Annotated in this window: 20 protein-coding genes; 11 read left to right on the top strand and 9 right to left on the bottom strand. The window is 72.0% G+C overall.

Annotated elements, in window-relative coordinates:
* Positions 1 to 75 precede the first annotated feature (75 nt).
* The 6 genes from QMC84_RS07800 (at position 76) to QMC84_RS07775 (ending at position 9,024) form a co-directional block, all read left to right on the top strand.
* A complete protein-coding gene (locus QMC84_RS07800; protein WP_300373549.1) occupies positions 76 to 2,073 on the top strand; it encodes an alpha-1,4-glucan--maltose-1-phosphate maltosyltransferase in 1,998 nt (665 codons plus the stop codon).
* Positions 2,070 to 3,785, top strand: coding sequence for a maltose alpha-D-glucosyltransferase (gene treS / locus QMC84_RS07795; protein ID WP_300373546.1), 1,716 nt, complete (start codon positions 2,070 to 2,072; stop codon positions 3,783 to 3,785). The genes QMC84_RS07800 and treS overlap by 4 nt, the downstream gene beginning before the upstream one ends.
* Positions 3,782 to 5,248, top strand: coding sequence for a hypothetical protein (locus tag QMC84_RS07790; protein WP_300373544.1), 1,467 nt, complete (start codon positions 3,782 to 3,784; stop codon positions 5,246 to 5,248). The genes treS and QMC84_RS07790 overlap by 4 nt, the downstream gene beginning before the upstream one ends.
* Positions 5,245 to 7,527 carry a 1,4-alpha-glucan branching protein GlgB gene (gene glgB, locus QMC84_RS07785; RefSeq protein ID WP_300373543.1) on the top strand — a complete coding sequence of 761 codons (2,283 nt, stop codon included), beginning with the start codon at positions 5,245 to 5,247 and terminating at the stop codon, positions 7,525 to 7,527. Before QMC84_RS07790 ends, glgB begins: the two co-directional genes overlap by 4 nt.
* A gap of 51 nt (positions 7,528 to 7,578) precedes the next feature.
* Positions 7,579 to 8,337 (top strand): NUDIX hydrolase, encoded by a 759-nt coding sequence (locus QMC84_RS07780; protein WP_300373541.1) that lies wholly within the window; start codon positions 7,579 to 7,581, stop codon positions 8,335 to 8,337.
* A 168-nt stretch (positions 8,338 to 8,505) separates the two neighbouring features.
* Positions 8,506 to 9,024 (top strand): hypothetical protein, encoded by a 519-nt coding sequence (locus tag QMC84_RS07775; protein ID WP_300373539.1) that lies wholly within the window; start codon positions 8,506 to 8,508, stop codon positions 9,022 to 9,024.
* A 220-nt stretch (positions 9,025 to 9,244) separates the two neighbouring features.
* On the opposite strand, the gene QMC84_RS07770 is transcribed toward QMC84_RS07775, so the two are convergent.
* The 5 genes from QMC84_RS07770 to QMC84_RS07750 all read right to left on the bottom strand — a co-directional run bounded on the left by QMC84_RS07770 (position 9,245) and on the right by QMC84_RS07750 (position 14,505).
* Complete coding sequence (locus QMC84_RS07770) at positions 9,245 to 10,195, bottom strand: tetratricopeptide repeat protein (RefSeq protein WP_300373537.1); 951 nt, start codon at positions 10,193 to 10,195, stop codon at positions 9,245 to 9,247.
* A 73-nt stretch (positions 10,196 to 10,268) separates the two neighbouring features.
* Positions 10,269 to 11,477, bottom strand: a complete 1,209-nt coding sequence (locus tag QMC84_RS07765) for an acetyl-CoA hydrolase/transferase C-terminal domain-containing protein (RefSeq protein WP_300373535.1) — start codon at positions 11,475 to 11,477, stop codon at positions 10,269 to 10,271.
* Positions 11,478 to 11,573: 96 nt separating this feature from the next.
* Positions 11,574 to 13,262, bottom strand: a complete 1,689-nt coding sequence (locus tag QMC84_RS07760; protein WP_300373533.1) for a methylmalonyl-CoA mutase family protein — start codon at positions 13,260 to 13,262, stop codon at positions 11,574 to 11,576.
* Positions 13,263 to 13,407: 145 nt separating this feature from the next.
* A complete protein-coding gene (locus QMC84_RS07755; protein WP_300373531.1) occupies positions 13,408 to 13,956 on the bottom strand; it encodes an MmcQ/YjbR family DNA-binding protein in 549 nt (182 codons plus the stop codon).
* A gap of 60 nt (positions 13,957 to 14,016) precedes the next feature.
* Complete coding sequence (locus QMC84_RS07750; RefSeq protein WP_300373529.1) at positions 14,017 to 14,505, bottom strand: MarR family transcriptional regulator; 489 nt, start codon at positions 14,503 to 14,505, stop codon at positions 14,017 to 14,019.
* A 214-nt stretch (positions 14,506 to 14,719) separates the two neighbouring features.
* On the opposite strand from QMC84_RS07750, the gene QMC84_RS07745 reads away from it, so the two are divergent.
* Positions 14,720 to 15,580, top strand: coding sequence for a sigma-70 family RNA polymerase sigma factor (locus QMC84_RS07745; protein ID WP_300373527.1), 861 nt, complete (start codon positions 14,720 to 14,722; stop codon positions 15,578 to 15,580).
* On the opposite strand, the gene QMC84_RS07740 is transcribed toward QMC84_RS07745, so the two are convergent.
* From QMC84_RS07740 to QMC84_RS07725, 4 genes are all read right to left on the bottom strand, one after another.
* Complete coding sequence (locus QMC84_RS07740; protein WP_300373525.1) at positions 15,573 to 16,085, bottom strand: PH domain-containing protein; 513 nt, start codon at positions 16,083 to 16,085, stop codon at positions 15,573 to 15,575. The two genes, QMC84_RS07745 and QMC84_RS07740, sit on opposite strands and share 8 nt — an antisense overlap.
* Before the next feature lie 5 nt (positions 16,086 to 16,090).
* Positions 16,091 to 16,255, bottom strand: a complete 165-nt coding sequence (locus QMC84_RS07735) for a hypothetical protein (RefSeq protein WP_300373523.1) — start codon at positions 16,253 to 16,255, stop codon at positions 16,091 to 16,093.
* 127 nt (positions 16,256 to 16,382) lie between these two features.
* On the bottom strand, positions 16,383 to 17,354 hold the full coding sequence (meaB, locus tag QMC84_RS07730; RefSeq protein WP_300373521.1) for a methylmalonyl Co-A mutase-associated GTPase MeaB: 972 nt from the start codon (positions 17,352 to 17,354) through the stop codon (positions 16,383 to 16,385).
* Complete coding sequence (locus QMC84_RS07725; RefSeq protein WP_011755256.1) at positions 17,338 to 18,528, bottom strand: acetyl-CoA C-acetyltransferase; 1,191 nt, start codon at positions 18,526 to 18,528, stop codon at positions 17,338 to 17,340. The genes meaB and QMC84_RS07725 overlap by 17 nt, the downstream gene beginning before the upstream one ends.
* A 147-nt stretch (positions 18,529 to 18,675) precedes the next feature.
* Here QMC84_RS07725 and mce point away from each other — a divergent pair, with 147 nt between their 5' ends.
* From mce to QMC84_RS07705, 4 genes are all read left to right on the top strand, one after another.
* Positions 18,676 to 19,122: a methylmalonyl-CoA epimerase gene (gene mce, locus QMC84_RS07720; protein ID WP_300373516.1), complete on the top strand. Its 447-nt coding sequence runs from the start codon at positions 18,676 to 18,678 to the stop codon at positions 19,120 to 19,122.
* A gap of 139 nt (positions 19,123 to 19,261) precedes the next feature.
* Positions 19,262 to 20,614: a crotonyl-CoA carboxylase/reductase gene (gene ccrA / locus QMC84_RS07715; RefSeq protein ID WP_300373514.1), complete on the top strand. Its 1,353-nt coding sequence runs from the start codon at positions 19,262 to 19,264 to the stop codon at positions 20,612 to 20,614.
* A gap of 136 nt (positions 20,615 to 20,750) precedes the next feature.
* Complete coding sequence (locus QMC84_RS07710; protein ID WP_300373512.1) at positions 20,751 to 22,010, top strand: hypothetical protein; 1,260 nt, start codon at positions 20,751 to 20,753, stop codon at positions 22,008 to 22,010.
* On the top strand, positions 22,007 to 23,167 hold the full coding sequence (locus QMC84_RS07705; RefSeq protein ID WP_300373510.1) for an AI-2E family transporter: 1,161 nt from the start codon (positions 22,007 to 22,009) through the stop codon (positions 23,165 to 23,167). Before QMC84_RS07710 ends, QMC84_RS07705 begins: the two co-directional genes overlap by 4 nt.
* The last annotated feature ends 106 nt before the right edge of the window (positions 23,168 to 23,273 follow it).

Genomic DNA, 23,273 nt, shown 5'->3' with positions numbered 1-23,273 from the left:
CCAGCACGGGTACGGCGTCCGGGACGGCAGCTGCCCCCTGCCGGACCTGCCCGGACCCTCGCTAGGTTGGAGATCATGGTCGGACGCATCCCCGTCATGAACGTCACGCCGCTCGTCGACCTCGGTCGGCAACCGGCGAAGGCCACCGTCGGAGAGCCGTTCCCGGTGACCGCGACGATCTTCCGCGAGGGCCACGACAAGCTGGGCGCCGAGGTGGTGCTCACCGGGCCCGACGGCCGGCGCCGGGCACCGGTCCGGATGACCAAGCACGCGACCGTCCCGGACCACTACCAGGCCTGGGTGACGCCGGACGCCGGTGGCGCCTGGAGCTTCGAGGTGATGGCCTGGTCCGACCCGCTGGCGACCTGGCAGCACAACGCGGCGCTCAAGATCCCCGCCGGGGTCGACGTCGACCTGATGTTCACCGAGGCGCGGATCCTGGTCGAGAGGGTGATCGCCTCGCTCGACCCGCGCGACCCGGCCGCGGCCGACGCCGCCCAGGTGCTGCAGGGCGCACTGGACGCCGCCACCGACGGCAACCGGCCGCCCGCCGCCCGGCTGGCCGTGCTCGAGGCCCCCGACGTCACCGGCGTGCTCGCGACCCACCCGATCCGCGAGCTGGTCACGGTCGAGGGTCCCTACCCGGCGTACGCCGACCGGCCGGAGGCGCTGACCAGCAACTGGTACGAGTTCTTCCCGCGCTCCGAGGGCGCCACCAAGGACGTCAAGACCGGCAAGGTCACCAGCGGCACGTTCACGACCGCCGCGAAGCGCCTCGACGCCGTGGCGGCGATGGGCTTCGACGTCATCTACCTGCCGCCGATCCACCCGATCGGCGAGGTCAACCGCAAGGGGCCGAACAACACCCTCGACCCGGGGCCCGACGACACCGGGTCACCGTGGGCGATCGGCTCCAAGGACGGTGGCCACGACGCGATCCACCCCAACCTGGGCAGCTTCGAGGACTTCGACGCGTTCGTCGCGAAGGCCGGCTCCCTCGGCCTCGAGGTCGCGCTCGACCTGGCGCTCCAGGCCGCGCCCGACCACCCCTGGGTGACCTCCCACCCCGAGTGGTTCACGACCCGCGCCGACGGCACCATCGCGTACGCCGAGAACCCGCCCAAGAAGTACCAGGACATCTACCCGATCAACTTCGACAACGACCCGACCGGCATCTCCCAGGAGGTGCTGCGGATCGTCCGGCTGTGGATGTCGCACGGCGTGCGGATCTTCCGGGTCGACAACCCGCACACCAAGCCGGTGGCGTTCTGGGAGTGGCTGCTCAAGGAGATCCGGCGCACCGACCCCGACGTGATCTTCCTGGCCGAGGCGTTCACCCGGCCGGCGATGATGCGCGGCCTCGGCGCGGTCGGCTTCCACCAGTCCTACACGTACTTCACGTGGCGCAATGCGAAGTGGGAGATCGAGGAGTACCTCCGCGAGCTGTCCCACGAGACCGACCACCTGATGCGGCCGAACTTCTTCGTGAACACCCCGGACATCCTGCACGCCTACCTGCAGTACGGCGGGCCGGCGGCGTTCAAGATCCGGGCCGCGATCGCCGCCACCGGGTCGCCCAGCTGGGGCGTCTACGCCGGCTACGAGCTGTACGAGCACGTGGCGGTCCGGCCCGGCAGCGAGGAGTACCTCGACTCGGAGAAGTACCAGATCCGGGTCCGCGACTGGGACGGGGCCGAGCGGGAGCACCGCACCCTCGCGCCGTACCTGACCCGGCTCAACGAGATCCGCCGCCAGCACCCGGCACTCCAGCTGCTGCGCAACGTGTCGATCCACTGGAGCGACGACGAGAACATCCTGGTGTTCAGCAAGCGGCGGGCCGTCCCCGGCGGCCACGACGATGTGGTGATCGTGGTCGTCAACGTCGACCCGCACGCCGCGCGCGAGACCACCGTGCACCTCGACCTGGGCGCGCTGGGACTGTCCTCGACCGACTCCTTCGTGGTGCACGACGAGATCACCGGCGCCGACTGGAGCTGGGGCGAGCACAACTACGTGCGGCTCGACCCCTACCTCGAACCGGCGCACATCCTCAGCGTGAGGAGGCCCCGGTGACCCAGGGACTCCCCCCGGACCCCCCTGAGAACACGCCGGACTGGTTCAAGACCGCGGTCTTCTACGAGGTCCTCGTCCGGTCCTTCCGCGACTCCAACGCCGACGGCACCGGCGACTTCCGCGGGCTGGTGGAGCAGCTGGACTACCTCCGGTGGATCGGCGTGGACTGCCTGTGGATCCCGCCGTTCTTCCCGAGCCCGCTGCGGGACGGGGGGTACGACGTGGCCGACTACACCGGCGTGCTCCCCGAGATCGGCACCGTCGACGACTTCCGCTACTTCCTCGACCAGGCGCACGAGCGCGGCCTGAAGGTCATCATCGACTTCGTCATGAACCACACCAGTGACGCGCACCCGTGGTTCCAGGCCTCGCGCTCGGACCCGGACGGGCCCTACGGCGACTTCTACGTGTGGTCGGACACCGACGAGCTCTACCAGGACGCGCGGATCATCTTCGTCGACACCGAGCCGTCGAACTGGACCTGGGACCCGGTCCGCCAGCAGTACTTCTGGCACCGGTTCTTCTCCCACCAGCCCGACCTCAACTTCGACAACCCGAAGGTCCACGACGCGATGTTCGAGGCGCTGTCGTTCTGGCTGGACATGGGCCTGGACGGCTTCCGGCTCGACGCGGTGCCCTACCTGTACGAGCGGCCGGGCAGCAACGGCGAGAACCTCCCCGAGACGCACGCGTTCCTCCGCAAGGTGCGGGCCTTCGTCGACGAGCACTACCCCGGCCGGGTGCTGCTCGCCGAGGCGAACCAGTGGCCCGCGGACGTCGTCGACTACTTCGGTGACTTCGAGGCCGGCGGCGACGAGTGCCACATGTGCTTCCACTTCCCGGTGATGCCGCGCATCTTCATGGCGGTGCGCCGCGAGTCGCGGTTCCCGATCTCGGAGATCCTCGAGCAGACCCCGCCGATCCCGCAGAGCTGCCAGTGGGGCATCTTCCTGCGCAACCACGACGAGCTCACCCTCGAGATGGTCAACGACGAGGACCGCGACTACATGTGGGGCGAGTACGCCAAGGACCCGCGGATGAAGGCCAACATCGGCATCCGCCGCCGGCTCGCGCCGCTGCTCGACAACGACACCAACCAGATGGAGCTGTTCAACGCGCTGCTGTTCTCGCTGCCGGGCTCGCCGGTCCTCTACTACGGCGACGAGATCGGCATGGGCGACAACATCTGGCTCGGCGATCGCGACGGCGTGCGCACCCCGATGCAGTGGACGTCGGACCGCAACGCCGGGTTCTCCTCGGCCAACCCCGGCAAGCTGGACCTGCCGCTCATCCAGGACCCCGTGTTCGGGTACCAGTCGGTCAATGTGGAGGCCCAGCTCGAGAACACCTCGTCCCTGCTGCACTGGATGCGGCGGATGATCCACGCCCGCCGCAACCACCCCGCGTTCGGGCTCGGGACCTTCCACGACCTGGGCGGGTCGAACTCCACCGTGCTGTCCTACGTGCGGGAGTACACCGCCGAGGACGGCACCGAGGACATCATCCTGTGCGTCAACAACCTGTCGCGGTTCCCCCAGCCGGTGGAGCTGGACCTTCGCCGCTTCGAGGGCCGGCGCCCGGTCGAGCTGATCGGCGGCGTCCCGTTCCCGGAGATCGGCGAGCTGCCCTACCTCCTCACCCTGGCGGGCTACGGCTTCTACTGGTTCCGCCTGACCGCTCCCGAGACCAGCGAGGAGGGGCTGCTGCTGTGACCCCCGACGGACGAGTGACCCACATCGAGCCGGACGTGTTCGTGCGCTACTTGGAGCGCACCCGGTGGTTCGGCGGCAAGGGCCGCCCGTTCGAGGTCGCCGCGGTACGCCGGATCGGCGAGGTGCCCCACGACGGGGAGGACGCCGGCCCCCGGGTCGTGATCGAGCTGGTCGAGGTCGCCTACAGCGACCGGACCGGGGGCACCGAGGTCTACCAGGTGCCGATGTCGTTCTACACCGAGCCCGAGAGCCGGCTCGACCATGCCTTCATCGGGTGGTGGGACGAGCCCGGCTACGGCTGGGTGCACGCGTACGACGCCCTCCACGACCGCGACGCCATGGACGGGTGGCTGCGCGCCTTCGACTTGGCGGCGCAGGAGCCGGGCGGCAACCTCAGCGACGACGACAGCGGGCTGCGCTTCCACCGGCTCCCCGGGCACGACCTCGACCGCACCGCGCACTCGACGCTGTTCTCCGGTGAGCAGTCGAACTCCTCGGTCGCGTTCGGCGAGGACTGCCTGATGAAGGTGTTCCGCAAGATCACGCCCGGGGTGAACCCGGACATCAGCGTCCACCAGGTGCTCACCAACGCCGGCTCCGACCACATCGCGGCGCTCTACGGCTGGCTGGACTGGGTCGACTGGGAGGCCGACGCCGAGGCCGAGGAGCGCGGCGGCACGACGATGCAGCTGGCGATGCTCCAGCAGTTCCTGCGCACCGCGAGCGACGGCTGGGACCTGGCACTGACCAGCGCCCGCGACCTGTTCGCGGAGGCCGACCTGCACGCCCACGAGGCCGGCGGCGACTTCGCCGCCGAGTCGGCCCGGCTCGGCGAGGCGCTGCGGGAGGTCCACGACGACCTCGCCGAGCACTTCCCGGTCGACCACCGCGGGCCCGAGGCGCTCACCGAGCTGGCCGACGCCATGGGCGCCCGGCTCGACGCCGCGCTCGAGGTGGTGCCCGAGCTCGCGGCCCACGCCGAGCCGCTGCGAGCGGCGTACGACCGCCTCCGCGGCCTCGGCGGGCTCGACGTCCAGCAGATCCATGGCGACCTGCACCTGGGCCAGACCCTGCGCACCAGCCTGGGCTGGAAGATCGTCGACTTCGAGGGCGAGCCGGCCAAGCCGCTCGCCGAGCGGCTGCTGCCCGACTCGGTGTGGCGCGACGTCGCGGGGATGCTGCGCTCCTTCGACTACGTGCCGCGGGTGGTCGAGCGCCAGCTCGCCGAGGACCAGCCCGAGGGCGCCAACCAGCGCGCCTACCGCGCCGACGAGTGGGCGAACCGCAACCGCAACCACTTCCTGACCGCGTACGCCGACGGCGAGCTCACCGAGGAGCAGCACGCGCTGCTCGACGCCTACGTCGCCGACAAGGCGGTGTACGAGACCGTGTACGAGACACGCAACCGTCCGACCTGGGTGGCCATCCCGCTCGAGGCCGTGGCGAGGATCGGAGCGGCATGAGCGACGACAAGAGCCCTCGGGCCGCCACACCGGGCACGCCGGGCACGCCGGCCGCGCCGGCCGCGCCGGCCCTGCACCCGGTGTCGACCGCCGAGCTGCACCAGGTCGCGCACGGCGAGCACGGCAACCCGCACGGCGTGCTCGGTCCGCACCCCCACGACGGTGGCGTCACCGTCCGGGTCCTCCGGCCGCTGGCGTCGCGGGTCGTGGTGCGGTGGAGCGACGGGTCCGGCACCGCAGGGGAGGCCGAGCTGGCCCACGAGCACGAGGGCATCTGGGCGGGCGTGATCCCGCTGGCCGACGTGCCCGACTACCGCGTGGCGGTCAGCTACGGCCCCGACGAGCACGTGACCGACGACCCGTACCGGTTCCTGCCGACCCTCGGCGAGATGGACCTGCACCTGATCAACGAGGGCCGTCACGAGCTGCTCTGGACGGTTCTCGGGGCCCGGGTGCACCACTACCCGGGCGCGCTCGGGCCGGTGACCGGCACGTCGTTCGCGGTCTGGGCGCCCTCCGCCCGGGCGATCCGGATCAAGGCCGACTTCAACAGCTGGGACGGCCGGGAGCACCCGATGCGCCAGCTCGGCGCCTCCGGGGTGTGGGAGCTGTTCGTGCCCGACGTCGGCGCCGGGACGTCGTACAAGTACACGATCCTGGGGCCCGACGGGCAGTGGCGCGAGAAGGCCGACCCGATGGCCGGCTGGGCCGAGAAGCCCGCCGACACGGCGTCCAAGGTCTTCGAGTCCAGCTACACCTGGAACGACGACGCCTGGCTCGAGGCGCGCGCGGACCGGGAGCCGGTCGCCTCCCCGATGAGCATCTACGAGCTGCACCTCGGGTCCTGGAAGAAGCACCCCGACGGCCGGTACTGGTCGTGGGCCGAGCTGGCCGAGGACCTGCCGGAGTACGTCGCCGGGCTGGGCTTCACGCACGTCGAGCTGATGCCGGTGATGCAGCACCCCTTCGGCGGCTCGTGGGGCTACCACGTGACGTCGTACTTCGCCCCGGACGCGCGGTTCGGCGACCCCGACGGCTTCCGGCTGCTCGTCGACCGGCTGCACCAGGCCGGCGTCGGCGTGATCCTGGACTGGGTGCCCGGCCACTTCGCGACCGACGAGTGGGCGCTGGCCCGCTTCGACGGCACCCCGCTCTACGAGGACCCCAACCCGCAGCGCGGCTGGCACAAGGAGTGGGGCTCCCACATCTTCAACTTCGGGCGGCGTGAGGTCCGCAACTTCCTCTACGCGAACGCGCTCTACTGGCTCGAGGAGTTCCACGCCGACGGCCTGCGGGTCGACGGCGTGGCCTCCATGCTCTACCTGGACTACGCGCGCCCGGCCGGCGAGTGGACGCCCAACGTCCACGGCGGCCGCGAGAACCTCGAGGCGGTGCAGTTCCTCCAGGAGATGAACGCCACCGTCTACAAGCGGGTGCCCGGCATCACCACGATCGCCGAGGAGTCGACGTCCTGGCCCGGCGTCACCCGGCCGACGTCCGCCGACGGGCTCGGCTTCGGCTTCAAGTGGAACATGGGCTGGATGCACGACACGCTCGACTACCTGGCCCACGAGCCCGTGCACCGCGCCTACCACCACGGGGAGATGACGTTCTCGCTCGTCTACGCATGGTCGGAGAACTACGTGCTGCCGATCAGCCACGACGAGGTCGTCCACGGCAAGGGCTCGCTGCTGCGCAAGATGCCGGGCGACCGCTGGCAGCAGCTCGCCAACCTGCGCGCCTACCTGGGCTTCATGTGGGCCCACCCCGGCAAGCAGCTGCTGTTCATGGGCGCCGAGCTCGGCCAGGAGTCGGAGTGGGCGGAGTCGCGCGAGCTGGACTGGTGGCTGCTGGACCACCCCGAGCACCGCGGCGTGCAGTCCCTGGTGCGCGACCTGAACACGACGTACGTCGACTCCCCCGCGCTGTGGGCCCGCGACCACGAGCCCGACGGCTTCACCTGGGTCGACGCCAACGATGCGGGCCGCAACGTCTTCTCGTTCGTCCGGCGCGGTGACGACGCGGACCTGGTGTGCGTGGCCAACTTCGCGGCGGTGCCCCACGACGACTACCGGCTGGGGCTGCCCGCCGCCGGGGAGTGGGAGGAGGTGCTCAACACCGACGCCGAGACCTACGGCGGCTCCGGTGTCGGCAACCTCGGCTCGATCACCGCCGTCGACGGCGACTGGTCCGGACAGCCCGCCCACGCCACCATCGTGGTGCCCCCGCTCGCGACCGTGTGGTTCCGGCGGCGGGTGCCCCCGACGACCGGTGGTTGAGCGGCTCCCGAGGCGCGTCCGGGGCCCGCGGTCGCTCGGTAGAGTTCCAGCGTGACCGAGCCGACCACAGCCGTGACGACCGTCGCGGAGGGGATCGCCCGGATCACCTGGGCGCCCGACCAGCCCGTCGACGTCGTCCGGCGCCAGGTCGCCGCCGCGCTCGTCGAGCACCCGCGGGTCGAGGCGCTGATCGACCCCGACGACCCGGCGGCCCAGCGGGTCGCGACCTGGTCGGGGCTGCGCCGCGAGGGCGTGATGCGCGGGGTGACGGTCGACGGCCGGACCGTCGACCGGATCGTGTACGCCCGGCTCGCGACCGACGCGCCCGTGCACGAGCCCGAGGGCTTCCGCGCCCTCCTCAACTCCTTCCTCCCCCGCAAGCGCGCGATCAGCCAGATGTTGATCCGCGACCGCGACGAGCGGGTGCTGCTGTGCCAGCTGACCTACAAGCCGGACTGGGACCTGCCCGGCGGCGTCGTCGAGGTCGGCGAGTCACCCCAGCTGGCGGTCGCCCGGGAGGTCGAGGAGGAGCTCGGGCTGCACATCGAGGCCGGGCGGCTGCTGCTCACCGACTGGCTGCCGCCGTGGAGCGGCTGGGACGACGCGCTGTGCCTGGTCTTCGACGGCGGGTCCCACGACGCCGTCATCACCGAGAGGATCGTCCGGCAGACCCGCGAGATCCGGTCCGCCGAGTTCTGCACCCCGGACCAGGTGCGCGAGCGCTGCGCGGACTTCACCGCCCGGCGGGTCGGCTCCGCCCTCGCCAACCTCGCCGGCCCCGGCCCCGCGTACACCGAGTCCGGCGGCTGACCGCTCCTCGTCCTCGTGTTCTCGGCTGATCCGGCTGGCCGAGGACGTTGTCGCCCTGTGGTCGTTTGGTCACCAACGACGACCCGGCGGGCTCGACCTCCGCCGTTGGTGACCAAACGGCAGAGGTCCGGAGGCTCGGGCCTTGATCCGTGGTGCAACACTGATTACATGATTACAACCGAGCAGGCAGAGCGGGTGCGCGGCTGGTTCGCCGGTCGGCTCCCGGCGGAGTGGCAGAGCGCGGCGGCGGAGGTCACCGTCGACCGCGAGGAGATCACGGTGCTGCTGAGCATCCCCGACGTCGAGCTCGACAGCCCGACCGAGGCGGCCCTGGCCGAGGCACGGGCCGGCCGGGCGTCGGGGTTCCGCGAGGACACCCGTGAGCAGCGGATGGAGATCGCGCGCGAGGCCCAGCACCGCTTCGAGCGCAAGGTGTCGTGGGGCGTCGCGCTGGGCGAGCACCGCGAGCTCTGGACGCACGTGGCGGCGCCCGTCATGACCCGGCTGCGCCAGCCCCAGCGGCTCGTGCTCGACACCCTGGTCGACGCCGGCGTGGCCCGGTCACGGTCCGACGCGCTGGCCTGGTGCGTCCGGCTCGTCGGCCAGCACGAGGGCGACTGGCTCGCGGAGCTGCGCCAGGCCATGGACACCGTCGCCGACGTCCGCGCCAAGGGCCCGGCCGCCTGACGGTCGCCCGAACGGCCACCCGACCGCCGCATCGCCACCAGCAGGCCGACAATGAGCATCCCTCCGCCGGCCGTCGGTCGGGTAGCGAACGCGCCAGCGAGCGGCCTCGACAGGGCGGTGGCGGCCTCGTTCCGCAACCGTGCGCCCACTCGACCTGGCTGCCGGATCCTCGCCCCCGAGGCCCGCTCGGGGGCGAGGCCAGCTCGGGGGCGAGGCCAGCTCAGAAGAGGGCAGAAGCCAGGTTCTGGCGGGCCTTGAGCACCCGCGGGTCGCCGTTGCCGACCGCGCCGAACAGGCCGATCAGGTGCTCGCGAGCCCGGTCGCGCTCGTCGCCGGCGGTGCGCCGGACCAGGTCGACGAGTCGGTTGAACGCGTCCTCGACGTGCCCGCCGAGCAGGTCGAGGTCGGCGACCATGGTCTGGGCGTCCACGTCGTCGGGGGCGGCGGCCGCCGCGGCGCGGGCCGCGTTCAGGTCGACGCCCTGGGTGCGCTGCAGGACGGTGGCCATCGCCAGCCCGGCGACCGCCTCCGCGTCGGCGGGGTTGGCGTCGACGAGGCGCTGGTACTCCGCGACGGCTGCGTCGATGTCACCCGCGCCGAGCGCGTCCTGGGCCGCCGCGTAGCGGGGGTCGACGGCCGGCTCGTCACCCTCGTCGCCGTCGGTGGGAGCCGCGTGTCGCGGCTGGTGCCGGCCCGCGACGCCGTTGACGGTCAGCTGCTGCATCACCTGGGTCAGCGCCGCGCGCAGCTCCTCGAGCGGCAGCACGTCCTGGAAGAGCGGCGCCGGGCGGCCGTCCAGCACGGCGACCACGAGCGGCACCGACGGGATCTGCATCGCCTGGGCGATGGCCGGCACGGCGTCGATGTCGACCAGGCCGGCCAGGAACCGGCCCTCGAACTCGCTGGACAGGGTCGCGAGGTCCGTGGCCAGCTGGGCGCTCTCCGGCATCCGGCCGGGCGAGTAGAACACCAGCAGTACCGGGGCCGTCGTGGACGCCTCGATGGTCGACTGGAAGTTCTGCTCGGTCACCTGGACGGCGTACGACGAACCACCGGCCGGCGCGCCGGCCGCGCCAGCGGGTGCTCCGGGTGCTCCGGGTGCGGGCGTCGCCGGGCCGGTGAGGCCGGAGAGGTCGAACGCCCCAGGGCGCGAGAAGGGCTGCTGCGTCATGGGCTCCATCCTAGGGAGGAGCCGGGCACCGGCTCACCGCCGGCTCGGGGCCGGCCGGTCACCGGTGGACCGGTCAGGCCAGGCCCAGGGCGACGGCCTCCTCGCGCAGCTCCTCGCGGACGCTGGGGTGGGCGGCGTGCTCGATGATCTGGCGGGCCTGCTCGCGCTGGTCGCTGCCGAAGACCTGGGCGAGGCCCTGCTCGGTGACGATCGCGCTCATCTGGAACGAGGTGATCGGCTCGTCGACCATCGGCACCACCGTCGAGCAGTTCGCCTTCGGGTGCCAGGAGCGCAGCGCGATGAACGCCTGCCCGCCGGCGCTGTGCATCGCGCCGACGATGAAGTCGGTCTGGCCGCCGAAGCCCGAGTGGATCCGCGCGTTGATCCGCGAGGCGTTGGCCTGGCCGAACAGGTCGACCTGGAGCGCGGTGTTCACGCTGACCATCTTCGGGTTGCGCGCGATCCGGGCCGGGCTGTTGGTGACCTCGGTGCGGACCATCTCGACCCGCTCGTTGCCGTCGACCCACTCCAGGAGCTCGGGCGAGCCGAACAGGAAGGACGCGGAGATCGGGATGTTGCGGTCCAGGGCGCCGATCTTCTCCAGGGCCAGGACGCTGTCGGAGAACATCTCGGTCCAGACCCGCAGCCCGGAGCGGTTCGTGAGCCCGTGCATGGTCGCGTCCGGGACCGCCCCGATGCCGGCCTGGAGGGTCGAGCCGTCGGAGACCCGGGCGGCGACCAGGTCGCCGATCGTGGCCGAGGTCTCGTCGATCGAGGAGACCGGCGCGTGCGGCATCGGCTCGTCGCCGTCGACCAGCACGTCGATCAGGTCGAGGTCGACCAGCGCGTCGCCGAACGTCCACGGCATGTTGTCGTTGACCTGGGCGATGACCACGCCGCCGTTGCGGCGGACCGCCTCGATCGCGGCGGGGAGCACGTTCACCTCGACGCCGAGGGACACCTTGCCGTCGTGCGGCCGGGTGGTGTGCAGGACCACGGCGTCGGGGGGCAGCTGCTTGCCGAACAGCGACGGCACCATCGACAGCCGCGAGGGCACGTAGCTCAGCCGCGGGTTGCGCCGCTGGGCCGGTCCGACGAAGGAGGTCTCGAGGACCACGCCCTCCCGGTCGGGCAGGCCGGCCTGGCCGTTGAGCGCCCAGAGGCGGTACTCGTCCAGCGCGTCGTCGACGAGCTTCAGCGTGTGCCAGGGCGTGGCGTGGTTGCCGGCGATGACGACGCGGGGATCGGCGGGCAGGGACGCGAGTGCGCGGGCGAGGTCCACGTTCTCGATTCCACCAGAGCGCGCACCCGCCCCGCCCGGGCCGGAAGTCCCGCAGCCCCGGGCCCACGGTCTCGGGACCTGTCCTGGGCCGGTACCTCAGAACCGCGCAGGCTCGCGGTACTCCCCCCACTCGGCGCGCAGTGCGTCGCAGATCTCACCCAGCGTGGCCTCGGCGCGCACCGCGTGGAGCATCGGCTCGATCAGGTTCTCGTCCGCGCGGGCGGCCTCGACCATCCGCGCCAGCGCGGCGTGCACGGCGGCGTCGTCGCGGGCCTGGCGACGGGCGTCCAGCTCGCGGACCTGCTCGACCTCGACCTCGTGCGAGACGCGCAGGATCTCCAGGTCGTGGGTCACCGACTCCGGGTGGCAGTTCACCCCGACGATCCGCTTGTCGCCCTTCTCCAGGGCGGTCTGGTACTGGAAGGCGGCCTCCGCGATCTCGGACATGAACCACCCGTCCTCGATGCCGCGGAGCAGGCCTCGGGTGACCGGGTTCTCGCCGCGGCGCACCGCGTCGGCGAGCGCCTCCGGCCGGTCGGAGGTGAGCGTGGAGCCGCCCATCGCGAGGATCCTGTCGAAGATCGCGACCGCCTCCTCCTCGAGCCGGTCGGTCAGCGCCTCGACGTACCAGGAGCCGCCGAGCGGGTCGGCGACGTTGACGACGCCGGTCTCCTCCATGATCACCTGCTGGGTGCGCAGTGCGATCTCGGCGGCCTGCTCGCTGGGCAGCGCCAGCGTCTCGTCGAGCGCGTTGGTGTGCAGCGAGTTGGTGCCGCCGAGCACGGCGGAGAGCGCCTCGATGCCGGTGCGGACGACGTTGTTGTACGGCTGCTGCGCCGTCAGCGACACCCCGGCGGTCTGGGTGTGGAACCGCAGCCACTGCGCCTTCTCGGTGGTCGCGCCGTAGACGTCGCGCATCCAGCGCGCCCAGATCCGGCGCGCGGCGCGGAACTTCGCGATCTCCTCGAAGAAGTCCACGTGCGCGTCGAAGAAGAACGACAGCCCCGGCGCGAACACGTCCACGTCGAGCCCGCGGGACAGGCCCAGCTCGACGTACCCGAACCCGTCGGCGAGCGTGAACGCCAGCTCCTGTGCGGCCGTCGAGCCGGCCTCGCGGATGTGGTAGCCCGACACCGAGAGCGGCTTGTACGCCGGGATGTTCTCCGCGCAGTACTCCATCAGGTCGCCGATCAGCTTCAGGTGCGGCTCGGGCCCGAAGATCCACTCCTTCTGGGCGATGTACTCCTTGAAGATGTCGGTCTGCAGGGTGCCATTGAGGACGCTGGTGTCGACGCCGGCCCGCTCCGCGGCGACCAGCATCATGCAGAACACCGGCACGGCCGGGCCGCTGATCGTCATCGAGGTCGTGACGTCGCCCAGGTCGATGCCGTCGAAGAGGATCTCCATGTCGGCGGCCGAGTCGACCGCCACGCCGCAGTGGCCGACCTCGCCGAGCGAGCGCGGGTCGTCGGAGTCGCGGCCCATCAGGGTCGGCATGTCGAAGGCCACGCTGAGCCCGCCGCCGCCGCGGCCCAGGATCATCCGGTAGCGCTCGTTGGTCTGGCGCGCGTTGCCGAACCCGGCGAACTGGCGGATCGTCCAGGTGCGCCCGCGGTAGCCGGTCGGGTAGAGCCCGCGGGTGTACGGGAACTCGCCGGGCCACTCCGAGTCCTCGGTGCCGTACGCCGGCGCCAGCTCCAGCCCGCTCAACGTCGTGAAGTCGGCGTCGCGGGTGCGCGCCGCGTCGTACCTGGCCTGCCAGCGGGATCGTGCGCTCTCGGTCATGCCGAAATAGTAGGACGTCCTAGTAAATGAGCCAAGCGATGCGCCCGCAGGTTTCCCCGGGTACCCGGGGAAGTTGTCGCTTATCGGCCGAAACTTCGGCCGAACAGTACTGGTTTCCCCGGGTACCCGGGGAAACCGACCGGGCTCACCGCACCCAGCGGAAGACCTGCCCGTCGCGGACGTCGACGGCGGTGGGGGGCCGGGGCGTGGGGTGCGAGCGCAGGTGGGCGAGCACCTGGTTGCGGCCGCGCAGGCTCACGGCGCCGTCGGCGAAGTGGAGGTGGGGGTGCAGCAGCGGGCGCAGGTCGTCCCAGGCGCCGACGTCCATCGCGCTCCAGGCGGCCGCGGCCGGGGGCGCCATCTCGGGCAGGTCGTGCAGCATCCGCGGCGTGCACATCCGCCACGCGTCGACGACCAGCTCGCGCATCTCCGCCGCCGTGAGCCGATCGAGGTGCGCGCAGACCCACTGGTAGCGCAGGTCGCGCGCCGGTGGCAGGAAGAACGTCTGCGGGTCCGACTCGATCAGACCGTCCCGCGCCTCGCGGGGGTAGCCGAACCCCATCCGGGCCTCGTCGCGGGAGAAGCCGACGTACACGATCTGGCGGACCTTCAGCTTGTAGCGTCCGCCGGTGTGGAACTCGTGGCTGCGCGGCAGCGCCAGCCCCACCTCCCGCACGTCGTCCGCCGTCACCATGCCGTGATGCTGGCACGCCCCACCGACACGGCGTCCGGGAGGCCGGGAGGCCGGGAGGCCTCAGAAGTCCCCCGCCTCCCGGCGCACCGGCCGCAGCAGCTCCGAGAGCCGCTGGAGCTCGGCATCGGACAGCGCACCGAGCGCGAAGTCGGCGCCGAGCAGGTCCGCGGTCGCGACCTCGACGAGAGCGCGCCCCTCGGGCGTGATCTCGGCGAGCACGGCGCGGCCGTCCTCCGGGTGCGCGCGGCGTACGACGAGCCCTGCGGCCTCGAGCCGCCGCACGATCGAGGTCACGGAGGTCGGGTGCACCTGCAGCCGCTCCCCCATCCTGCCCAGCGGCAGCGACCCCCGGGAGGAGAAGACCAGCAGCACCAGCGCCTCGTAACGGGCGAAGGTCAGCCCGTGGGGCCGCAGGATCGCGTCGAGCCGCCCGATGACCAGCTGCTGGACCCGCATCAGCGAGGTGACCGCGTGCATGGCCGGCACCCGGTCCCAGTGCGTGCCCCACTGCCGGGCAGCCTCGTCGATCGGGTCGAAGGGAAGGGCCACGACCGGACCCTAGTCGGACCCGGGCGACGGTCTCCAGGCGCGGCCACCTGGCGGGCCCCGGCGGCGGGCCCCGGCGGCGGCCCCGGCGGCGGGTCGCAGCCGTTGCCCCGGCGGGCCGTCGGGTGCAGGATCGCGACTGTCTCGGCCGGGACTGTCACATCGGCGGCGCCCGACTCGTCAGCTGGTTGACGGACACCCGAGGAGGAGCCTGACCGTGCGGACGCAGGAGCAGCTGGCCGACCAGTTCGAGGACCACCGCGCACACCTGCGCGGGGTCGCGTACCGGATGCTGGGCTCGACGGCCGAGGCGGACGACGCCGTGCAGGAGACCTGGCTGCGGATGGCCCGGTCGGACACCAGCGCGGTGCACAACCTGCGCGGCTGGCTGACCACCGTGGTCAGCCGGATCTGCCTCGACCTGCTGCGCTCCCGCGCGTCCCGGCGCGAGGATCCGATCGACGTGCACCTGCCCGACCCGATCGTGACCCGCCTCGACGCCGACCCGGAGGCCGCCGCGGAGCAGGCGGACGAGGTCACCCTCGCGCTGCTCGTGGTGCTCGACGCGCTGAACCCGCGCGAGCGGACCGCGTTCGTGCTGCACGACCTGTTCGGGGTCCCGTTCGACCAGGTGGGCGCGATCGTCGGTGCCTCGCCGGGTACGGCGACCCAGCTGGCCAGCCGGGCCCGGCGCCGGGTCCGCGCGGCCCCGCCTCCGGCCGCCGACCGGGCCACCCAGCGCCGGGTGCTCGACGCGTTCACGAGCGCCGCCCGGGCCGGCGACTTCGAGGCACTCCTGGAGGTCCTCGACCCGGACGTGACCCTGCGTGCCGACACCGGCGACGCGACGACCGCGGTGTCGGTGCGCGGCGCCGCGGAGATCGCGACGCGTGCGGCGGCGTTCCGGCGAACGGCCGGCGACCAGCACTACGTCCTGGTCAACGGCTCCCTCGGCCTGCTCAACTACCGCGCGGGCCGGCCGGTCTCGCTGTTCAGCCCGGTCGTCCGCGACGGCCGGATCGTCGAGATCAACATCCTCGCCGACGCCGAGCGACTGGCCCGGCTCGGGATCAGTTGACCCGCCCGCCCCGCAGGCCGGCGCGCTGCACGACGCGCTGGATGGCGAGGTCGCGGGCGTAGGGGCGGGACACGTAGCGGATGTCGCGGATGCCCTGCTTCTGGGCGGCGGACTCGAAGCAGAAGTGCCCGTAGCCGAGCAGCCGGCCGAGCATCGGTCGCCGCACGGTGATGTCGAGGATCCGGCTCAGCGGCATCGTGGCCAGGCTCTGGCTGAGTACGCCGTGCACGCGGAACACCCGCATGTTCGTGATCACGAACCGGTCCCGGTGCTCGCGCATCGCCAGCCACGCCGCGTGCCCGAACAGCCCGAACGAGAGCAGCTCGGGGACCCACGCCACCGACAGCGGGACCACGCCCACGACCGCGAGCAGCCACACCGCGACCGCCACCTCGAGCATCGGCCGGACGAACGCACACCAATGGTGGCGGACCTCGTCGACGATGACCTCGCCCTCATCGCGCAGCAGGTGCTGGGCGATGTCGGGGTCCACCCACCGCGCCACTCCCGCTACTCCAGGTCCCGCACGAACGTGATCACCGCGGTGAAGAAGTCGCCCGTGAGCGCCGCGCCGTGGCCGCCGGCGGTCTGCGCGGACTGCGCGAGGCCGTGCGGGTCGGTGACCATCCAGAAGACGCCGAAGACGGCGAGCAGGACGAGGACGGCTTTTCTCATGGGGAAGCGCTCCATCTCAGTGACACCCGGAGTCATGGCGTGGACCGGACCGTGTCTACCGAGACCCGGCAGGAGATGCACGCAGGCGCGCCGGTCTAGACCGATCCGGCCGCCGACGGCCGGCCGGTCAGTCGGTGAACGCGTCCAGCAGCTCGTCGGCCGCGGCGTAGGGGTCGGTCTCGCCGGCCACGACCGCGGCGGCCAGGTCGTCGAGCTCGGAGCGCCCGTGCACGTCGCCCCAGCGGTGGCGCAGCGCCGTCACCGCGATCGCCTCGATCTCGTCGCGGGCCCGGCGCCGGCGGCGCCGCTCCAGCTCGCCGCTGGACTCGAGCCACTCCCGGTGCCGGTCGATCTCGGCGGCCACCTCGTCGAGCCCCTCGCCGCGGTGGGCGACGGTCTTGACGATCGGCGGCCTCCAGGACCCCTCCGGCCGGTCGCCGAGCGCCAGCATCGAGCGCAGGTCGCGGCGCACCTGGTCGGCTCCGTCGCGGTCGGCCTTGTTGACGACGTACAGGTCGCCGATCTCGAGGATGCCGGCCTTCGCGGCCTGGATGCCGTCGCCCATCCCCGGCGCGAGCAGCACCATGGTGGTGTCGGCCAGGCCGGCGATCTCGACCTCGCTCTGGCCGACCCCGACGGTCTCGACCAGCACCACGTCGCAGCCGGCCGCGTCGAGCACCCGCAGCGCCTGCGGGGTGCTCCAGGCGAGGCCGCCGAGGTGCCCGCGCGAGGCCATCGACCGGATGTAGACGTCACGGTCCAGCGCGTGGTCCTGCATCCGGACCCGGTCGCCGAGGAGCGCGCCGCCGGAGAACGGCGAGGACGGGTCCACCGCCAGTACGCCGACCCGCTTGTCGGCGCGGCGCAGCTCGGTGACCAGCGCGCTGGTCGAGGTCGACTTGCCGACGCCCGGGGAGCCGGTGATGCCGATGACCTGCGCGTGCCCGGCGTGGGGCGCGAGCGCCGCCATCACCTCGCGCAGCAGCGGAGACTCGTCCTCGACGAGCGAGATCAGCCGGGCGACCGCCCGGGCCTCGCCGGCGCGGGCGCGCTCGACGAGGCCCGGGACGGCGCCGGCGTCGTCAGCTCTTCGGGACACGCACGATCAGGGCGTCGCCCTGCCCGCCGCCGCCGCACAGGGCGGCCGCGCCGACCCCGCCACCGCGGCGCTTGAGCTCGAGCGCGAGGTGCAGCACGATCCGGGCGCCCGACATGCCCACCGGGTGACCCAGCGCGATCGCCCCACCGTTCACGTTGACCTGCTCCTCGGGGATCCCGAGCTCGCGGGCGGACACGATCCCGACGGCCGCGAAGGCCTCGTTCAGCTCGACCAGGTCCAGGTCCGCCACGGAGATGCCCTCCTTGGCGACGGCCTTCTTGATCGCGTTGGCCGGCTGGCTCTGCAGGCTGGAGTCCGGGCCCGCGACCTGACCGGAGGCGCCGATCTCGGCGAGCCAGGTGAGGCCCAGCTCCTCGGCCTTGGCCTTGCTCATCACGACCACGGCGCAGGCGCCGTCGGAGATCTGCGAGGAGGAGCCGGCGGTGATCGTGCCGTCCTTGCTGAACGCCGGGCGCAGCTTGCCGAGCGACTCCGCCGTGGTGTCGCCGCGGATCCCCTCGTCGTTCGCGATCACGACCGGATCGCCCTTGCGCTGCGGGATCTCGACCGGGACCACCTCGTCGTCGAAGACGCCGTTCTTCCACGCGGCAGCGGCGAGCTGGTGGGAGCGCGCCGAGAACGCGTCCTGCTCCTCGCGGGTCAGCTCGCGGGCCCCCGTGTTGCAGGCCTCGGTCAGCGTGCCCATCGGCTGGTCGGTGAACTGGTCGTAGAGGGCGTCGTAGGCCATCGAGTCGACCAGGGCGGTGTCGCCGTACTTGAAGCCCTCACGGGACTTGGGGAGCAGGTGCGGCGCCTGCGTCATGGACTCCATGCCGCCCGCGACGACGATCTCGTGCTCGCCGGCCCGGATCAGCTGGTCGGCGAGCGCGATCGCGTTCATGCCCGACAGGCACACCTTGTTGATCGTGATGGCGGGAACGTTCATCGGGATGCCGCCCTTGACGGAGGCCTGGCGGGCGGTGATCTGGCCGGCCCCGGCCTGGATCACGTGACCCATGATCACGTACTCGACCTGGTCGCCGGTGACGCCGGCCTTCTCGAGCGCGGCCTTGATGGCGACGCCGCCGAGGTCGGCCGCGGAGAGCCCCTTGAGGCCGCCGAGCAGGCGTCCGATGGGGGTCCGTGCCCCCGCGACGATGACAGAACCGGACATGGGGAGCCTCCAGGAAGTACGACAGGGGTATCTCCGGCCGACCTTACCCACGGGTCATGGCGCGGGCGAGGGGTGGAGACTTTGGTCCCGTGGGACACATGTCACATGACCTGTCGGCCTCCGCGACCGACGTACGACCATGGACCCATGAGCCTTGACGTACCGGCACACCTGTTCACCGCGATCGACCACGTGGGCGTGGCCGTCCCCGACCTGGACGCCGCGATCACGTTCTACGAGGAGGTCTACGGGATGCGCCTGGCGCACCAGGAGACCAACGAGGAGCAGGGCGTCCGCGAGGCGATGATGGCCGTCGGCGACTCCGGGTCGCACATCCAGCTGCTGGCCCCGCTCGACGAGCACTCGACGATCGCGAAGTTCCTGGACCGCTCCGGTCCGGGCATCCAGCAGATGGCCTACCGGGTCACCGACATCGAGGCCGTCGCCGCGATCCTGCGCGAGCGCGGGCTCCGGCTGCTGTACGACGAGCCGCGGCGCGGCACGTCCGAATCGCGAGTCAACTTCATCCACCCCAAGGACGCCGGTGGCATCCTGGTCGAGCTTGTCGAGCCGGCCACCGACCCCGCGCACTGACCCCACGGCGGGAGCGCACGCCGCGTCCCCGCCCCCACCCGCACACTGAGGAACACGTCACAGGGGGTGTTACCCCCCGGTTACCCGTGGGTAAGGTCCGGCCATCCCCGAACGCGACCCCACCCCACCAGGAGCCGACGTGCAGCACATCCTCGACGCGATCATGGCCGCCTCTGAAGATCCAGGCGGCGTCACCGAGGCCGACTTCGCCGGCCTCGACCTGCCCGAGTCCTACCGGGCCGTCACGGTGCACAAGGACGAGATCGACATGTTCGAGGGCGTCCCGACCAAGGAGAAGGACCCGCGCAGGTCGCTGCACGTCGAGGACGTGCCGCTGCCCGAGCTGGGGCCGGGCGAGGCCTACGTCGCGGTGATGGCCTCGGCGATCAACTACAACACGGTGTGGACCTCGATCTTCGAGCCGGTCTCCACGTTCGGGTTCTTGGAGCGCTACGGGCGGCTCTCGCCGCTGGCCAAGCGACACGACCTGCCCTACCACGTGGTCGGCTCCGACCTGGCCGGGGTGGTGCTGGCCACCGGGCCGGGCGTGCACCTGTGGAAGCCGGGCACCGAGGTCGTGGCGCACTGCCTCTCGGTCGAGCTCGAGCACCCCGACGGCCACAACGACACGATGCTCGACCCCGAGCAGCGGATCTGGGGCTTCGAGACCAACTTCGGCGGACTGGCCCAGGTCGCGCTGGTCAAGGCCAACCAGCTGATGCCCAAGCCCGCCCACCTGACCTGGGAGGAGGCCGCCTCTCCCGGACTGGTCAACTGCACGGCGTACCGCCAGCTGGTCTCCAAGAACGGCGGCGACATGAAGCAGGGCGACAACGTGCTGATCTGGGGCGCCTCGGGCGGCCTGGGCGGCTTCGCGACGCAGTACGCCCTCAACGGCGGCGCCACCCCCGTGTGCGTGGTCTCGAGCGAGGAGAAGGCCGAGATCTGCCGCCGGATGGGCGCGGAGCTGATCATCAACCGCAGCGAGGAGGACTACCAGTTCTGGTCCGACGAGCACACCCAGAACCCGCGGGAGTGGAAGCGCTTCGGCTCCAAGATCCGCGAGCTCACCGGCGGTGAGGACATCGACATCGTCTTCGAGCACCCCGGCCGCGAGACCTTCGGCGCCTCGGTCTACGTGACCCGCAAGGGCGGCACGATCACGACGTGCGCCTCGACGTCGGGCTACATGCACGAGTACGACAACCGCTACCTGTGGATGAGCCTCAAGCGGATCATCTCCTCCCACTTCGCCAACTACCGCGAGTCCTGGGAGGCCAACCGGCTCATCGCGAAGGGCCGGATCCACCCCACCCTGTCCAAGACCTACTCCCTCGACGACGTCGGCACCGCCGCGCTCGACGTCCACCAGAACCTCCACCAGGGCAAGGTCGGCGTGCTCTGCCTGGCCCCCGAGGAGGGTCTCGGGATCCGCGACCACGAGATGCGCGCCCGCCACCTCGACGAGATCAACCGCTTCCGCGACCTCTGAGGGGCACTCGGCAAGAGGCGTCCACCACCCCGGCCTCCGACAATTGGTCGCAGGTCGGGGTGTGTTGCGCGGGCCCGATCGGCAACACTGTCCACGACGAGGCCACGAACGACTCCGGGAAGAGGAAGCACGTTTCATGAGCGACCAGGGACTGTCCATCTTCGACGACAACGAGCCCGAGGAGCACGCCTCGACGTCCACCGACGAGGACGCGACGCAGGTGCTGCCGACCGTCCCGCCGAAGAAGCCCCGGCCGGCCGAGGCCGAGAAGCCGCCGGCCGCGCAGGCGCCGGCCGCGCAGACCCAGCGGACCCACCAGGCCCAGCGGGGCCCGGTGGTCCCGCCCGCCGCCGCACCGCCTCGGCCCGCCGGTCAGCCGGCCGCGGGTGGGGCGCCCTCGGCTCCCGCGGGGTTCCCGGTCGTCCGCCGGGGCGGCTACGACCGCGACGCGGTCGACGCCCGGGTCCGTCAGCTGACCGGCGAGAAGGCCGGGCTCAGCGCCAGCCTCACCGAGTCCGAGCGTCGGGTCCTCGAGCTGGAGGAGCAGGTCGGGCGGATGCGCGAGGAGCTCGCCGAGAACGAGGCGCCGTCGTACGCCGGGCTCGGGGGCCGGGCGAGCGCGATGCTGCGGCTCGCCGAGGAGGAGGCCGCCGAGGTCCGCGAGACCGCGCAGCGTGACGCTGCCGAGATCCGTGAGCAGGCCGCCCGCGACGCCAAGGCGATGCGCGCCGACGCCGCCCGGGAGACCGAGGACATGCGGCTCGTCCAGCTCAAGGAGCTCGACGAGAACCGCTCCCGGCTGATGACCGACGCCGAGCAGGAGCGGGCGCTGGCCCGGAGCGAGGCCCAGGACCTGGTCGAGTCGGCCAACCGGCAGGCCGCCCAGCTCCGGCTGGCCGCCGCGCAGGAGGCCAACGAGCTGCGCACCTCGGCCAAGCGCGAGGCCGAGCAGCTGCGTGCCGCCGCCGACCGTGAGGTGCAGGAGGCCCGCCGGTCGCTGGCGGTCGAGAAGGAGCGGCTGGCGCGCGAGGCCACCGACCACCACGCCAGTGCGACCGCCGAGACCCGACGTCTGGTCGAGGAGGCCGAGGAGCGGGCCGGCGCCGCGGAGCAGCGCGCCCACGACGCGATGGCCCAGGCGACCGAGCACCGCAACCAGGCAGCGACCGAGGCCGAGGCCCTGCTGAGCCGGGCCCGCCGCGAGGCCGAGCAGATCGTGACGTCGGCGCGGACCCAGTCGGAGGCCATCACGTCCACCGGCCACGCCGAGGCCGAGCGCGAGCTGGCCGCGGTCCGCGCCGAGGTGGAGCGGCTCGCCAAGCGCCGCGATGCCATCACGGCCCAGCTCGCGTCGCTGCACGAGGTGATCACCGGCTTCACCAAGGACGACGAGTGAACGACTCCCCCCGGGAGACCCCGGCGGGAGACCTGGCCCCCGAGACCGAGGACGCGGCGGACGCCGCGCTCGAGGCGGACCCGGCGGGCGGGGACGGCGGCGAGTACCTCGGCGAGCTGGGTGCGCCACTCTCGCGGCACTCGCCGTTCGTGTGGGGCTTCTTCGGTGGCCTGGGCCTGTTCGTCGCCTGGTGGCTCGGCGGGCTGGTCACCTCGATCGGCCCCACCCTGATCCTGGTCGTCGTCGCGCTGTTCCTGGCCGCGGGCCTCAACCCGGCGGTGGAGTTCTTCGAGCGCCACGGCCTGCGCCGCTCCTACGCCGTACTCACCGTCATCGTCGCGGCGCTGGCAGCGCTCGGGCTGTTCGTCGTCGCGATCGTCCCGGTGATCAGCGACCAGGTGCAGTCGATCACCGACAACGCGCCGGACTGGCTCGACAGCCTGCAGCAGAACAAGCGGGTGCAGGAGCTCGACGCGGAGTACGACGTGATCGACAAGATCAAGCAGTACGTCAGCGACGGCAACTACGCCAGCACCCTGTTCGGCGGCGTGCTCGGCCTCGGCCTCGCGGTGCTGTCCGCGCTGGCCAACGCGTTCATCGTGATCGTGCTGACGCTGTACTTCCTCGCCTCCCTCGACAAGACCAAGAAGGCGCTCTACCAGCTCGCCCCGGCGTCGCGGCGCGAGCGGGTCACCCTGCTGGGCGACCGGGTGCTGCGCGGGGTCGGCGGCTACGTGTCCGGCGCGTTCATCGTCGCGATGTGCGCGGGCATCTCCTCGCTGATCTTCCTGTTCATCGTCGGGCTCGGGCAGTACGCCGTCGCGCTGGCGTTCGTGGTCGCGCTGCTCGACGTGATCCCGATGATCGGCGCCACCATCGGCGCCGTGGTCGTGACCGCGATCGGCTTCGCCGAGGACCCGCGGATCGGCATCGCCTGCATCGTCTTCTACGTCGTCTACCAGCAGCTCGAGAACTACCTGATCTACCCGCGGGTGATGGCGCGCTCCGTGGACGTCCCGGGCGCCGTCACGGTGATCGCCGCGCTGGTCGGCGCGGCGCTGCTCGGCGTGGTCGGTGCCCTGCTCGCCATCCCCACCGCCGCCGCGATCCTGATGCTCACCCGCGAGATCGTGGTGCGCCGCCAGGACGCCCGCTGACCGGTCCGCCGGCGGGCGCGGGTCGCTGTCGTTTGGTCACCAACCGCGGCGTGGGAGCGTTCCCGCTGTGCCGTTGGTGACCAAACCGCATAGCTCCCGGGGCCGG

Origin of the sequence: Nocardioides sp. (assembly GCF_030019515.1) — a bacterium.
GTDB lineage: Bacteria > Actinomycetota > Actinomycetes > Propionibacteriales > Nocardioidaceae > Nocardioides.
Note: the sequence above shows the minus strand (reverse complement) of the source record. Positions and strands in the feature narration are given on the sequence as shown.

Excerpts from the sequence above, each read along its gene's own strand:
- QMC84_RS07710 (WP_300373512.1), top strand. The coding sequence starts at position 20,751 with ATGAGCGACCAGGGACTGTCCATCTTCGACGACAACGAGCCCGAGGAG.
- QMC84_RS07725 (WP_011755256.1), bottom strand. The coding sequence starts at position 18,528 with ATGTCCGGTTCTGTCATCGTCGCGGGGGCACGGACCCCCATCGGACGC.
- QMC84_RS07755 (WP_300373531.1), bottom strand. The coding sequence starts at position 13,956 with ATGGTGACGGCGGACGACGTGCGGGAGGTGGGGCTGGCGCTGCCGCGC.
- QMC84_RS07775 (WP_300373539.1), top strand. The coding sequence starts at position 8,506 with ATGATTACAACCGAGCAGGCAGAGCGGGTGCGCGGCTGGTTCGCCGGT.
- QMC84_RS07770 (WP_300373537.1), bottom strand. The coding sequence starts at position 10,195 with ATGACGCAGCAGCCCTTCTCGCGCCCTGGGGCGTTCGACCTCTCCGGC.
- mce (WP_300373516.1), top strand. The coding sequence starts at position 18,676 with ATGAGCCTTGACGTACCGGCACACCTGTTCACCGCGATCGACCACGTG.
- QMC84_RS07800 (WP_300373549.1), top strand. The coding sequence starts at position 76 with ATGGTCGGACGCATCCCCGTCATGAACGTCACGCCGCTCGTCGACCTC.
- QMC84_RS07735 (WP_300373523.1), bottom strand. The coding sequence starts at position 16,255 with ATGAGAAAAGCCGTCCTCGTCCTGCTCGCCGTCTTCGGCGTCTTCTGG.
- glgB (WP_300373543.1), top strand. The coding sequence starts at position 5,245 with ATGAGCGACGACAAGAGCCCTCGGGCCGCCACACCGGGCACGCCGGGC.
- QMC84_RS07760 (WP_300373533.1), bottom strand. The coding sequence starts at position 13,262 with ATGACCGAGAGCGCACGATCCCGCTGGCAGGCCAGGTACGACGCGGCG.